The following is a 13,238-nucleotide window of genomic DNA, read 5'->3' as shown; positions in this document are numbered from 1 at the left end:
GCCAGCGACAAATGCCGGGTTGGCGAGCACTGTTCCGACCCCGTGAGGGCGTAATGATTCCCCAAACGGATCCAGACAATGCTCGAGTCAGAGTGAAACGAACCTGCGAACGCAGGTCCATGCAGCGCGCGATTATCCAGCAGGTCGCGTGACAACGCATCAGGCTGGAACAACTATTTATCGTACAAAACCCCTTGTTTTCCTATAAACAAAGGGTTTTTTGACCTCATATTTGTAACATAAATGTTACGGGGCCATCATTCACCAGGTGCACCTGCATGTCTGCACCAAATTGGCCGCTGGCCACGTCGGTATGCCGGGCCTTCGCCTGCTGCAAAAGATAGTCGAACAACTCGGCGCCGAGGGCCGGTGGCGCAGCCGTCGAGAAGCTCGGGCGCATGCCGTTGCGGGTATCTGCCGCCAGGGTGAACTGCGACACCAGCAACAAACCACCGCCGACATCCTTGAGCGACAGGTTCATCTTGCCCTGCTCATCGCTGAACACACGGTAGTTCAGCAGCTTGTGCAACAGTTTATTGGCGTGTTCGCGGGAATCTTCAGGCTCGACGGCCACCAGCACCAGCAAACCCTGGTCGATGGCCCCGACCACTTCCCCCGCCACCTCTACCCGTGCACCGCGCACGCGCTGCAGCAAGCCCCTCATGCTTCTTCCAGGGGCAGGTCGAGCAGGCGCCGGGCCATCTGGTCGGCAGCACGCACCAGCGCATCGGTGATACCAGGCTCGGAAGCGGCGTGGCCGGCGTCGCGGATCACCTTGAGCTCACTGTTCGGCCAGGCCTGATGCAGCGCCCAGGCGTTGTCCAGCGGGCAGATCACGTCGTAACGACCGTGCACGATCACCGCCGGCAGGTGGGCGATTTTCGGCAGGTCGCGGATCAGCTGGTCCGGTTCGAGGAACGCATTGTTCATGAAGTAGTGGCATTCGATACGGGCGATCGACAGTGCCCGCTGCGGCTCGGAGAAGCGGTCGACCACCAGCGGGTTGGGGCGCAGGGTAGCGGTACGGCCCTCCCAGGTGGACCAAGCCTTGGCCGCATGCATCTGGGCGATCTGATCGTTACCGGTCAGGCGTTTGTGGAAGGCGGTCACCAGGTCGCCGCGCTCTTCCGGGGGAATCGGCGCGATGTAGTCCTGCCAGTAGTCGGGGAACAGGCGGCTGGCACCCTCCTGGTAGAACCACTCGATCTCCTGCGGCCGGCACAGGAAGATGCCGCGCAGGATCAGGCCGTGCACGCGCTCGGGGTGGGTCTGGGCGTAGGCCAGGGCCAAGGTTGAGCCCCACGAGCCGCCGAACAGCACCCATTTGTCGATGCCAAGGTGCTCGCGAATGCGCTCCAGGTCCTCGACCAGGTGCCAGGTGGTGTTGTTTTCCAGGCTCGCGTGCGGCGTGGAGCGGCCGCAGCCGCGCTGGTCGAAGGTGATGATGCGATACAGGTTGGGGTCAAAGTAACAACGGCTCTGCGCGTCGCAACCGGCGCCCGGGCCTCCGTGGATGAACACCACGGGCAGCCCCTCTGGCGAGCCGCTTTCGTCGACATACAGCACATGCGGCGCTTCCACGGCCAGATCGTGCCGGGCGTAGGGTTTGATCTGCGGGTACAGGGTCTGCATTGCGCACTCCGTGTGAGGATTATTCGGCCGTGGGCCATCATAAACCTGAATTGCGCCAAGAGCATCACGGCCAAGCTTGCGAAATGGTTTGAAGCGGCGTGCCAGGTTGGCAGGCGCCTCCCGCGCCCGGTGGGAGCGGGCGCGCCCGCGAAGAATCCAACGCGGTGCATGGCACCGGTTGCGCCGGTGTTCGCGGGTGAACCCGCTCCCACAAGGGCCCCGTCAACGTGCAGAAATTGAGTAGGCCGGGTGGTGGATCTACCGCCCGTAGCGCTCCCGCCCCCACGCCAGGCAAACCTGCAACAAGCGCTGCAGCACTTGCCGGGTTGGCTGCGCCAGGTCTTCGCGGTAGGCGAACGGCTCGGTTTCTTCCATGTAGGTGCTCTGCGCCAACTCCAGCTGCACGGCATGGATGTGCTTGGCCGGGTCGCCGTAATGGCGGGTGATATGCCCACCCTTGAAGCGGCCGTTTAGCACATGCCTGTAGTCCAGGGCTTCGGCACAGACGCCTTGCAGCCGCTCGGCCAGTGCCGGATCGCAACTGGCGCCATTGAAGGTACCCAGGTTGAAGTCCGGCAACTTGCCATCGAACAGGTGCGGAATCAGCGAACGAATAGAATGGGCATCCCACAGCAGCGCGTAGCCATACTGCTCACGCAAGCGGTCCAGCTCGTTGCGGACGGTGTCGTGGTAGGGGCGCCAGATCTGCTCCAGATACTGCTTACGCTCTTGCTCAGTGGGCACCTGCCCTTCCTTGAACAGCGGCTCGCCCTCGAACAGCGTGGCCGGGTACAGGCCGGTGGTGGCGCCGACATACAGTGGCTTGTCGTCATCCGGGCGGTTCAGGTCGATGACAAAGCGCGAATACTCCGCCGCTAGTACGCTGGCACCCATGTCGCGGGCAAAGTCGTACAGCTGTGGGATATGCCAGTCGGTGTCCGGCAGGCTGCGCGCCTGGTCGACCAGGCCGTCGCGCACGGCGTCGGTCAGGCGCAGGCCGGCGTGTGGCATGCTGATCAGCAGTGGCAGGTGGCCCTGGTGAAAACTCAGTACCTTGTCCATCGTGCCTCACTCAATTGGAAATTTCATGGCCCTTGCGCACCACGCGCTTGGGCAGGTCGCCGCCCAGCCAGTAGGCCAGGTCGGCAGGGCGCTCGATTTGCCAGGCGACGAAGTCGGCTACCTTGCCCACTTCCAGCGAGCCATGGCTATCACCCAGGCCAAGTGCCGTGGCGGCATGCAGCGTGACGCCGGCCAGGGCTTCTTCCGGGGTCATGCGGAACAACGTGCAGCCCATGTTCAGCATCAGGCGCAGCGACAGGCCAGGCGAGGTGCCCGGGTTGAGGTCGCTGGCCAGGGCAATCTTCACCCCATGGCGGCGCAGGGCATCCATAGGCGGCAACTGCGTTTCTCGCAGGAAGTAGAAGGCGCCCGGCAGCAGCACGGCAACCGTGCCTGCCTTAGCCATGGCGATGGCGTCTTCCTCGGTCATGAACTCCAGATGATCGGCTGACAGCGCCTGGTAACGCGCCGCCAGGCTGGAGCCATGCAGCGACGAGAGCTGCTCGGCATGCAGCTTCACCGGCAGGCCCAGTTCATGGGCCTTGATGAACACCTTTTCGACCTGTGCTGGCGAAAAGGCCAAGTGTTCGCAGAAGGCGTCCACCGCATCCACCAGCCCTTCAGCGGCCAAAGCCGGCAGCATTTCGTCACAGATGTGTGCGATGTAGTCATCGGCCCTGCCGGCGTACTCCGGCGGCAAGGCGTGTGCGGCCAGGCAGGTGGCGCGTACCGCCAGCGGCAGCTCATCGGCCAGGCGCCGGGCCACGCGCAGCATCTTGCGCTCGTTGGCCAGGTCCAGGCCGTAGCCGGACTTGACCTCGATGGTGGTCACGCCATCGCGCATCAGCGCCTGAACCCGCTGGCGGGCACTGGCGAACAACGCGTCCTCGCTGGCCGCACGGGTGGCCCGCACGGTGCTGGCGATGCCGCCGCCCTGGGCGGCGATCTCGGCATAGCTCACGCCTTGCAGGCGTTGCTCGAACTCGCCGCTGCGGTTGCCACCGAACACTGCGTGGGTGTGGCAGTCGATCAAGCCGGGAGTGACCCAGGCACCGCCCAGGTCCACCGTGCGGTCAGCATCGATTGGCACCAGCTCGGTGCGCGGGCCGATCCATTCGATCAGGCCGGCGCTGGTGACAATGGCCGCGTCCTCGATCACCGAGTAACGGCCCCCGGCCATGGTTGCCACATGGCAGTGCTGCCAGAGGGTTCTCATGCACAATCTCCTTTGCTAGCGGTGCAGCTCTACCGGCTCTGCTGCCGGCTTGCCCTGCCCTGCGCGCGGCTTGCACCACAGCAGGTAGGACGCCACCAGGAACACCACCCAGACCACACCAACGATCAATGCCGCCTGGGTGTCCGGGAAGTAGCCGAGCACACCAAAGATGAACACCATGAACGCAATGGCCATGGCAGGGCCGTAAGGCCAGAACGGTACCGGGAACTTCAGCTGGGCCACGTCTTCACGGCTCATGCTGCGGCGCATGGCCACCTGGGTCAGCAGAATCATCAGCCACACCCACACGGTGGCGAAGGTGGCGATCGAAGCGATCAGCAGGAACACGTTTTCCGGGATCAGGTAGTTGAGCAGCACCCCGATCAGCAACGCGGCGCCCATTACCACCACGGTCATCCACGGCACCCCATGTTTCGACAGCTTGCCGAAGCTGCGTGGCGCATGGCCTTGATGGGACAAGCCATACATCATGCGGCCAGCACCGAAGATGTCGCTGTTGATGGCAGAGATCGCGGCGGAAATCACCACGACGTTCAGTACCGCGGCGGCAGAGCCAATACCCAGGTTGCTGAAGATCTGCACGAACGGGCTACCTTCGCTGCCGATCTGCGGCCATGGGTACAGGCACATCAGCACGAACAGGGTGAGCACATAGAACAGCAGGATGCGCAGCGGCACGGCGTTGATCGCCTTGGGGATGACCCGCTGCGGGTCCTTGGCCTCACCGGCAGTGACGCCGATGATCTCGATACCGCCGAAGGCGAACATCACCACGGCAAACGACGCGATCAGGCCACCCACGCCGTTAGGCATGAAGCCGCCGTGGTCGAACAGGTTGCTGACGCCGACGGCATGCCCGGTCCCCACCTGGCTGAAGCCAAAGGCCATGATGCCGAGGCCGGCCAGGATCATCGCCACGATGGCGCCGACCTTGAGCAGCGACAGCCAGAACTCCATCTCGCCGAACACCTTGACGTTGCACAGGTTGAGGCCGCCGATCAGGAACACGATGCCCAGCACCCAGATCCAGCGCGCCACTTCCGGGAACCAGAAGCCCATGTAGATACCGAAGGCGGTGACGTCGGCGATGGCAACGATGACCATCTCGAAGGCGTAGGTCCAGCCAAGGATGAAGCCGGCCATGGGGCCGAGGTAGGTGCTGGCGTAGTGGCCGAAGGAACCGGCCACCGGGTTGTGCACGGCCATTTCGCCGAGGGCGCGCATGACCATGAACACCGCGGCGCCGCCGATCAGGTAGGCCAGCAGCACGGCCGGGCCGGCCATCTGGATAGCCGAGGCGGAGCCGTAGAACAGGCCGGTGCCGATGGCCGAACCGAGGGCCATGAAACGGATGTGGCGGGCACTTAGCCCGCGCTTGAGACCTTGAGCTTGTTGCATGTCACGTCCTTAAATTGTTTTTGTGGTCGTGAGATTCAGGGGGCTGCGTTGCAGCCCTTTCGCAGCACAAGGCTGCTCCTACAAGAGAGCATCGTCGCCTTTGTAGGAGCAGCCTTGCGCTGCGAATGGGCCGCACAGCGGCCCCAGGGGGCATTACAGGCTTGGCAGCACACCCGCCGGCAGCAAACCGGTCAGGCTACCCTTGGCCAACAGTTCCACGGCCTTTTCGATGTCCGGCGCGAAGAAACGGTCACGGTCGTAGTGCGGAACTTCGCTGCGCAGGGCCTGGCGCGCCTGCTCCAGCTTGGCCGAAGTCTTCAGGCCTTTGCGCAGGTCCAGGCCCTGGCAGGCACCGAGCCATTCGATGGCCAGCACGCCACGGGTGTTTTCGGCCATTTCCCACAGGCGCTTGCCGGCAGCCGGGGCCATCGACACGTGGTCTTCCTGGTTGGCCGAAGTTGGCAGGCTGTCGACGCTGTGCGGGTGCGACAGCGCCTTGTTCTCGCTGGCCAGGGCAGCAGCGGTGACCTGGGCGATCATGAAGCCGGAGTTGACCCCGCCGTTTTCCACCAGGAACGGCGGCAGCTGGGACATGTGCTTGTCCATCATCAGCGAGATGCGGCGCTCGCTGAGCGAGCCGATTTCGGCGATGGCCAGGGCGATGTTGTCGGCGGCCATGGCCACGGGTTCTGCGTGGAAGTTGCCACCGGAAATCACGTCACCTTCGGCAGCGAACACCAACGGGTTGTCCGACACGGCGTTGGCTTCGATGCCCAATACCTCGGCGGCCTGGCGCAGCTGGGTCAGGCAGGCGCCCATGACCTGCGGCTGGCAGCGCAGCGAGTACGGGTCCTGGACCTTGTCGCAGTTCTTGTGCGACAGCGACACTTCGCTGGAGTCGCCCAGCAGGTCGCGGAAGCAGGCAGCGGTGTCGATCTGGCCGCGCTGGCCACGCACGGCATGTACACGGGCATCGAACGGCGAACGCGAGCCCAGCGCGGCTTCGACGGTCAGGCCACCGCAGGCAATGGCGGCAGCGTAAAGGTCTTCGGCCTGGAACAGGCCACGCAGGGCGTAGGCCGTGGAAGCCTGGGTACCATTGAGCAGGGCCAGGCCTTCCTTGGCAGCAAGGGTCAGTGGCTCGAGGCCGGCAATCGCCAGCGCTTCGGTGGCCGGCAGCCATTGGCCTTTGTAACGCGCCTTGCTTTCACCCAGCAGTACCAGCGACATGTGCGCCAGTGGTGCGAGGTCGCCCGAGGCGCCGACCGAGCCCTTCAACGGAATGTGCGGGTAAACCTCGGCGTTGACCAACGCAGTCAGCGCATCGATCACTTTACGGCGAATGCCGGAGAAGCCGCGGCTGAGGCTGTTGATCTTCAGCACCATGATCAGGCGCACCAGGTCGTCATCCAGCGGCGCGCCGACACCGGCGGCGTGGGACAGCACCAGCGAGCGCTGCAGGTTTTCCAGGTCGTGGCTGGCGATGCGGGTCGAGGCCAGCAGGCCGAAACCGGTGTTGATGCCATAGGCAGTGCGGTCTTCGGCAAGAATCTGCTCGACGCAGGCAACGCTGTCGTTGATCGGCTGGTCGGCGCTGGCATCCAGCTGCAGGCGCACCGGCGCGGCGTGAATGGCGCGCAGCTGGGCCAGGGTCAGGGTGCCGGGCTTGAGGGTGAGTTCGGTCACGTTACTACTCCAATCGCGTGGAGCCGCAGGCCCGTTGTCGGGTGCCTGCGCGCTCCTTCTTGTTGTTCAGTATCACCCCTTGCGGGGTGCGAGCCAAAGCGTGGCGATCAGCCAGTGATCATCGGCAGGTCCAGGCCCTGCTCCTTGGCACAGTCGATGGCGATGTCGTAACCGGCATCGGCGTGGCGCATTACGCCAGTCCCCGGGTCGTTGGTCAGCACGCGGGCGATACGCTCGGCGGCTTCATCGGTGCCGTCGCAGACGATGACCATGCCCGAATGCTGCGAGAAGCCCATGCCGACACCACCACCGTGGTGCAGCGATACCCAGGTGGCGCCGCCAGCGGTGTTGAGCAGGGCGTTGAGCAGCGGCCAGTCGGAAACTGCATCGGAGCCGTCGCGCATCGCTTCGGTTTCACGGTTAGGGCTGGAAACCGAGCCGGAATCCAGGTGGTCACGGCCGATCACCACAGGTGCCGACAGCTCGCCGCTGCGTACCATTTCGTTGAACGCCAGGCCCAGCTTGGCGCGCAGGCCCAGGCCAACCCAGCAGATACGTGCCGGCAGGCCCTGGAAGCTGATGCGCTCGCGGGCCATGTCCAGCCAGCGGTGCAGGTGGGCATCGTCCGGGATCAGTTCCTTGACCTTGGCGTCGGTCTTGTAGATGTCCTCGGCCTCGCCAGACAGAGCCGCCCAGCGGAACGGGCCAACGCCGCGGCAGAACAGCGGGCGGATGTAGGCCGGCACGAAGCCTGGGAAGTCGAAGGCATTGGACACGCCCTCTTCCTTGGCCATCTGGCGGATGTTGTTGCCGTAGTCGAAGGTCGGCACGCCCTGCTTCTGGAAGTCGAGCATGGCTTGAACGTGCACGGCCATCGACTGCTTGGCGGCCTTGACCACTGCAGCCGGCTCGGTCTGCGCGCGGTCGCGGTACTGTTCCCAGGTCCAGCCGGCGGGCAGGTAGCCGTTCAGCGGGTCGTGGGCGCTGGTCTGGTCGGTGACCATGTCCGGGCGCACGCCACGCTTGACCAGCTCTGGCAGGATTTCGGCGGCGTTGCCGTGCAAGGCGATGGAAATCGCCTTGCCTTCGGCGGTGTACTTGGCGATACGGGCCAGGGCGTCGTCGAGGTCGGCGGCCTGTTCGTCGACGTAGCGGGTTTCCAGGCGGAAGTCGATGCGGCTCTGCTGGCACTCGATGTTCAGCGAGCAGGCGCCGGCCAGGGTTGCGGCCAGTGGCTGGGCGCCGCCCATGCCGCCGAGCCCTGCGGTAAGTACCCACTTGCCTTTCAGGCTGCCGCCGTAGTGCTGGCGACCGGCTTCGACGAAGGTTTCATAGGTGCCCTGAACGATGCCCTGGCTGCCAATGTAGATCCAGCTGCCGGCGGTCATCTGGCCGTACATGGCCAGGCCCTTGGCGTCCAGTTCGTTGAAGTGTTCCCAGTTGGCCCAGTGGGGTACCAGGTTGGAGTTGGCGATCAGTACGCGCGGGGCGTTGCTGTGGGTCTTGAACACACCGACCGGCTTGCCCGACTGCACCAGCAGGGTTTCGTCGTCTTCCAGGCGGGTCAGGGTTTCGACGATCTTGTCGTAGCATTCCCAGTTACGGGCGGCGCGGCCAATACCGCCGTACACCACCAGCTCTTTCGGGTTTTCCGCAACCTGTGGGTCGAGGTTGTTCATCAGCATGCGCAGTGGCGCTTCGGTCAGCCAGCTTTTGGCGGTCAGCTTGTTGCCACGTGGGGCACGGATTTCAACGTCACGGTATTTGTTGTTGTCGGTCACGGGAAAGGTCCTCTGCGGTCGTCCGCGGGCGGGTATGTCGTGGTCAATATACAAACACACCTTTACTTGTATGTACAAGCATGGACAACCAAAATAATCGGACTGATCTGCTGAATGGCTGAAAAAGCCGGGGCCGCTTTGCGGCCCTTTCGCGACACAAGGCCGCTCCTACAAGGGACCGCGTAATCCTAGGCAGACGCGGTCGCTGTAGGAGCGGCCTTGTGTCGCGAAAGGGCTGCGCAGCAGCCCCGGCTATCTCAACGTGAAATGAGTTCGATCAGGCAACAGCGCCCCTGCACTTCCAGCCCCAACAACTCATCGCTGCCTTCTACCCGTAGGCAGTCATACAACCCCAGGCGCTGCGTCTCGCGCCCGGTAATTGCCACCTCGACCTGATTGCTGGCCGCGAACAGCAACACCGTCGACGCCGAGCTGTATAACCGGCTGGTGCCATCGAACCACTGCAACCTTGCCCGGTACCGCTGCGGCGCATAGATCAGGTTGAAATCGCGAATCGCCCCGCCCAGCAGCTTGCAGCTGACCTGGCTCTCACCGCTGAAGGCAAACGCATCGAACGGCAACAACGGCCGGCTGGCCTGGCCATCGACCATCAAGCGCATGCCATCACCCTGCAGTACAGTGATGATCCGCTGGTAGCCGGCAAAGGTGGAAAAGCCACCCGACTCCTCGATATCGGCGATCGACAGGCGCCAGCCAAAGCCGTCCAGGCCTTCGCCACTGTCACGGGTAATCTCTTCGGTGAACCCGCCGCCGTTCTTCCACGGCATGCGCGGGTAATCCTTTGCACGCAACAACTGCAACTGGCTCATTTGCTGAAACGTCCTTCCAGGCGATGACGGGAACCGGGGTGGATCAACCGTGCAGCGGTCACTGGCTGGCGGCCGGACCAGGTGCGACGGCGAATCAGCAGGCAGGGTTCGCCACGCTCGATCTGCAACAGGCGGCATTCTTCCGGCTCGGCGAGAATCGCTTCGACCACGTGCTCGCCTTCGGTCAATGGCGCCACCTGGGACAGGTAGGCGTAAGGCGTCTGCCGGGTGAAATCCTGCTTGAGGTAGTCGGGGGCGATTGCCGCGTTCACGTAGCGGTCCTCGATTTGCACCGGCACGCCATTCTCGAAATGCACGATCAACGAGTGGAACACCCGCTGGCCTTCACGCATGTCCAGGGCCAAGGCCCGCTCGGAGCCGGCAGCTTCCTCGGTGAGAGTGATCACCTGGCAGCTATGCTGGTGGCCGCGCGCGGCAATTTCGTCGGCGATGTTGTTGACCTCGAACAGTGCCGAACGGCCCTTGGGCTCAGCCACGAAGGTGCCCACGCCTTGCATGCGCACCAGCAGGCCTTCGGCCGTGAGCTCGCGCAATGCGCGGTTGATGGTCATGCGGCTGAAGCCCAGCTCGCTGACCAGTTCGCTCTCCGAGGGTACCCGGTGATGGGGTGGCCAGCTGCCGTTGTCGATCTGCTGGATGATCATCTGTTTGACCCGGGCATACAGCGGCGCCGGGCCCTCGCCCATCTGGGCAACCAGCGCGGAGACAGGAGGTGTCGGCACGGCGTTGAGTCCTTTGCAATGGAATGAGCGGTAGCTTGCCGCAGTTTACCCGGCAGGCAAACGCCTGTATATGTATATACAAGTTAACAATAACAGGATTTCACCGATGTCCGCCTACTTCGCCGAACGCGCACTGCTACCTACGGGCTGGGCCAGCCATGTCCGTATCGAGGTCGCCAGCGATAGCCACGTGGCCAGGATCGAGCCCGGCGCTTCGGCCGAAGGTGCCGAGCGCGTGGCCGGCCCGCTGCTGCCCGGCATGCCCAACCTGCACTCGCATGCCTTCCAGCGCGCCATGGCAGGCCTTGCGGAAGTAGCCGGCAATCCCAACGACAGCTTCTGGACCTGGCGCGACCTGATGTATCGCCTGGTCGGCCAGATCAGCCCGGACCAGTTGCAGGTCATCGCCCGCCAGCTGTACATCGAGATGCTCAAGGCCGGCTACACCTCGGTAGCCGAATTCCACTACGTGCACCACGACCAGGCTGGCAAGGCTTATGCCGACCCGGCCGAGCTGTCCCGCCGCATCAGCGCGGCTGCGGCCGACACAGGCATTGGCCTGACCTTGCTGCCGGTGCTTTACAGCCACGCCGGGTTCGGCGGCCAGGCGCCTAACGAGGGGCAGCGGCGCTTTATCAATTCCACCGAACAGTACCTGCAGTTGCAAGCGCAACTGACCCAGGTGCTGGCCGCACAACCTGCGCAACAACTGGGGCTGTGCTTCCACTCGCTGCGGGCGGTAACGCCTGGGCAGATTGCCGAAGTGCTGGCGGCCAGCGACAAGCAATGCCCGGTGCATATCCATATCGCCGAGCAGCAGAAGGAGGTCGACGACTGCCTGGCCTGGAGCGGCCTGCGCCCGCTGCAATGGCTGTACGAGCATGTGGACGTGGACCACCGTTGGTGCCTGGTGCATGCCACCCATGCCGAGCCGGATGAGGTGACTGCCATGGCCCGCAGCGGCGCGGTGGCCGGGCTGTGCCTGACCACGGAGGCCAACCTGGGCGACGGGATTTTCCCGGCGGTGGACTACCTGGCGCAGGGCGGGCGCATGGGCATTGGCTCGGACAGCCATGTGTCGCTGAGCGTGGTCGAAGAGCTGCGCTGGCTGGAATATGGCCAGCGGCTGCGTGATCAACGGCGCAACCGCCTGCATCGCGGCGACCAGCCGATGGTTGGGCGCACGTTGTATGACGCGGCACTGGCAGGCGGGGCGCAGGCGCTGGGGCAAGCGGTCGGGGAACTGGCCGTGGGCAAGCGTGCCGACTGGCTGGTGCTCGATGGGCAGGACCCTTACATCGCCTTGGCGGATGGCGATGCCATTCTTAACCGTTGGCTGTTTGCTGGTGGCGATCGCCAGGTGCGCGATGTCATGGTTAATGGGCAGTGGGTGGTGCGCCAGGGGCGGCATGCGCAGGAAGAGCAGAGCGCGCGGGCTTTTGCCGAGGTACTGCGCCAGCTTTTGGGGTAGGTGTATTGGGGCTGCTTTGCAGCCCTTCGCGGGCACGCCCGCTCCCACAGGTTCTGCGCTAAACCCTGTGGGAGCGGGCGTGCCCGCGAAGGGTTGCAAAGCAACCCCAGAAAATCAGTGCATCTTGACGATTTGCTGATCGGACGCCCGCCAGATCAGGCGGCTGGTGTCATAACCTTGTTGCCGCGCCTTGGACAGCAGGCTCTCCCGCTCCCAGGCCGGCAACGTCGGCGTACGCGACAAAATCCACAGGTATTTGCGATCCGGGCTGCCAACCACTGCCGTGCGGTAGTGATCGTCCACATACAGAATCCAGTACTCCCCCCGAGCCACGCCAGGCACCAGCTTGGTGAACCAGTTATCGAACTCTACCCACAGCTTGTCGGTATGCCCCGGTTCCTGAATGCTCGCATGCCCCTCGGCACGCAGCCACTCATCACCCATGGTGCGGCAGCGGTTGAGCACGCCGAAGGTGCCATCCGGCTTGAGGTTGTAGTGCGCTTCGGATTGCTCACAACCGGTCTGGTAGCGCATCGGCAGGCGCGCCAGTTCAAACCATTTACCCTGGTAGCGCTTGAGGTCGACATTACCGGCGGTCTTCGGCGCCAGAGGGTCGTGCACGGAGCCTGCGCAACCGCCCAGCAGCAGCGCCAGGCATACCCCCATCAGCAGGTACACACGCCTCATTTGAGGCCCTGCCCTGAATACATCAGCACCTTGTCAGCGGCGTATTGCACGCTGATGAAGCTCTTCTCGTCCCCCCAGGTGCAGCTGCTCATACCCAGCGCGCCAGAGCACTCGGTCGGCGTACCGAGCAACTGCTCGACCTCGGCCTTGTTCATACCGGCCTTGATCTTGGAATAGTTTTCCTGGTTGATCTTGCTGCAGGCAGTCAGGACGACGCACAGCGACAACAGGGCGAGGGAACGCAACGACATGAAGGACACTCCTGGAGAGGTGAAAACAGGCGAGTGGCCTGCAGTGACCTTCGACGCAAAAATCCCTCCCGGGTTCCCTACCCCACCCCCTTTGCCGCTACACCATTGGTCGGATGGCCACTACTGTGCGATTAATCACAAAGCATTAATCACCCGCCAATAAAAAAGCCGCCCCCTGTAGATACCGTCTTGACCCTCACCCCGCAAGAGGGATTTTGGGGTCAAACGGTATCCCCGACTTCACCACCCCGTAAACCAGGTGCAGCAGCTTGCGCATCGCCGCGCAGACGATCTGTTTGTAGGCTTTGTGCCGGCTGCTCAACCGCTCTGCCAGGTCCTTCACGACAGGGTTGTGCCTGATTGAGACAGTGCCTGACATCCACAAGCCCGCACGCAGCCTTGAGGCGCCCGTACGCGAGATGGTGCTCTGACCTATGAACTCTCCCGATTGCTGAACTAC

The 13,238-nt window shown here is 63.7% G+C and carries 13 protein-coding genes; 1 reads left to right on the top strand and 12 read right to left on the bottom strand.

All coding sequences use genetic code 11. The features are described from left to right. Nucleotides 1-226: 226 nt before the first annotated feature. From dtd to hutC, 9 genes are all read right to left on the bottom strand, one after another. Complete coding sequence (dtd, locus tag ACIQUI_RS08705; RefSeq protein ID WP_403197162.1) at nt 227-664, bottom strand: D-aminoacyl-tRNA deacylase; 438 nt, start codon at nt 662-664, stop codon at nt 227-229. Further along, nucleotides 661-1,632, bottom strand: coding sequence for a prolyl aminopeptidase (pip, locus tag ACIQUI_RS08700; protein WP_391126347.1), 972 nt, complete (start codon nt 1,630-1,632; stop codon nt 661-663). Before pip ends, dtd begins: the two co-directional genes overlap by 4 nt. 258 nt (nt 1,633-1,890) lie before the next feature. Further along, a complete protein-coding gene (gene hutG, locus ACIQUI_RS08695; RefSeq protein WP_403197158.1) occupies nt 1,891-2,694 on the bottom strand; it encodes an N-formylglutamate deformylase in 804 nt (267 codons plus the stop codon). A 10-nt stretch (nt 2,695-2,704) separates the two neighbouring features. Further along, nucleotides 2,705-3,910, bottom strand: coding sequence for an imidazolonepropionase (gene hutI / locus ACIQUI_RS08690; protein ID WP_403197155.1), 1,206 nt, complete (start codon nt 3,908-3,910; stop codon nt 2,705-2,707). Between the two features lie 15 nt (nt 3,911-3,925). After that, a complete protein-coding gene (locus ACIQUI_RS08685; RefSeq protein ID WP_403197152.1) occupies nt 3,926-5,329 on the bottom strand; it encodes an amino acid permease in 1,404 nt (467 codons plus the stop codon). A gap of 153 nt (nt 5,330-5,482) precedes the next feature. Continuing rightward, the gene (hutH, locus tag ACIQUI_RS08680; protein ID WP_403197151.1) at nt 5,483-7,015 is read right to left on the bottom strand and encodes a histidine ammonia-lyase; all 1,533 of its coding nucleotides are present in this window, start codon (nt 7,013-7,015) and stop codon (nt 5,483-5,485) included. Between the two features lie 107 nt (nt 7,016-7,122). Continuing rightward, nucleotides 7,123-8,796, bottom strand: coding sequence for a urocanate hydratase (gene hutU, locus ACIQUI_RS08675; RefSeq protein ID WP_403197149.1), 1,674 nt, complete (start codon nt 8,794-8,796; stop codon nt 7,123-7,125). 257 nt (nt 8,797-9,053) lie between these two features. Further along, nucleotides 9,054-9,626, bottom strand: a complete 573-nt coding sequence (locus ACIQUI_RS08670; protein ID WP_403197146.1) for a HutD family protein — start codon at nt 9,624-9,626, stop codon at nt 9,054-9,056. Continuing rightward, nucleotides 9,623-10,333 (bottom strand): histidine utilization repressor, encoded by a 711-nt coding sequence (gene hutC / locus ACIQUI_RS08665; RefSeq protein WP_338747539.1) that lies wholly within the window; start codon nt 10,331-10,333, stop codon nt 9,623-9,625. Before hutC ends, ACIQUI_RS08670 begins: the two co-directional genes overlap by 4 nt. A gap of 142 nt (nt 10,334-10,475) precedes the next feature. Here hutC and ACIQUI_RS08660 point away from each other — a divergent pair, with 142 nt between their 5' ends. Further along, nucleotides 10,476-11,840 carry a formimidoylglutamate deiminase gene (locus ACIQUI_RS08660; protein WP_403197145.1) on the top strand — a complete coding sequence of 455 codons (1,365 nt, stop codon included), beginning with the start codon at nt 10,476-10,478 and terminating at the stop codon, nt 11,838-11,840. A 114-nt stretch (nt 11,841-11,954) separates the two neighbouring features. On the opposite strand, the gene ACIQUI_RS08655 is transcribed toward ACIQUI_RS08660, so the two are convergent. From ACIQUI_RS08655 to ACIQUI_RS08645, 3 genes are all read right to left on the bottom strand, one after another. Beyond that, nucleotides 11,955-12,527 carry a lipocalin family protein gene (locus ACIQUI_RS08655; protein ID WP_403197143.1) on the bottom strand — a complete coding sequence of 191 codons (573 nt, stop codon included), beginning with the start codon at nt 12,525-12,527 and terminating at the stop codon, nt 11,955-11,957. Then, complete coding sequence (bamE, locus tag ACIQUI_RS08650; RefSeq protein ID WP_003249234.1) at nt 12,524-12,778, bottom strand: outer membrane protein assembly factor BamE; 255 nt, start codon at nt 12,776-12,778, stop codon at nt 12,524-12,526. The genes ACIQUI_RS08655 and bamE overlap by 4 nt, the downstream gene beginning before the upstream one ends. Nucleotides 12,779-12,974: 196 nt before the next feature. Further along, nucleotides 12,975-13,238, bottom strand: a 264-nt coding sequence (locus ACIQUI_RS08645) for a transposase (protein ID WP_403197141.1), incomplete at its 5' end; no start/stop codon positions are given.

This window comes from Pseudomonas sp. NPDC090592 (assembly GCF_044769185.1).
In the GTDB taxonomy this organism is placed as follows: Bacteria; Pseudomonadota; Gammaproteobacteria; order Pseudomonadales; family Pseudomonadaceae; genus Aquipseudomonas.
This window is presented reverse-complemented; position numbering and strand designations above follow the sequence as displayed.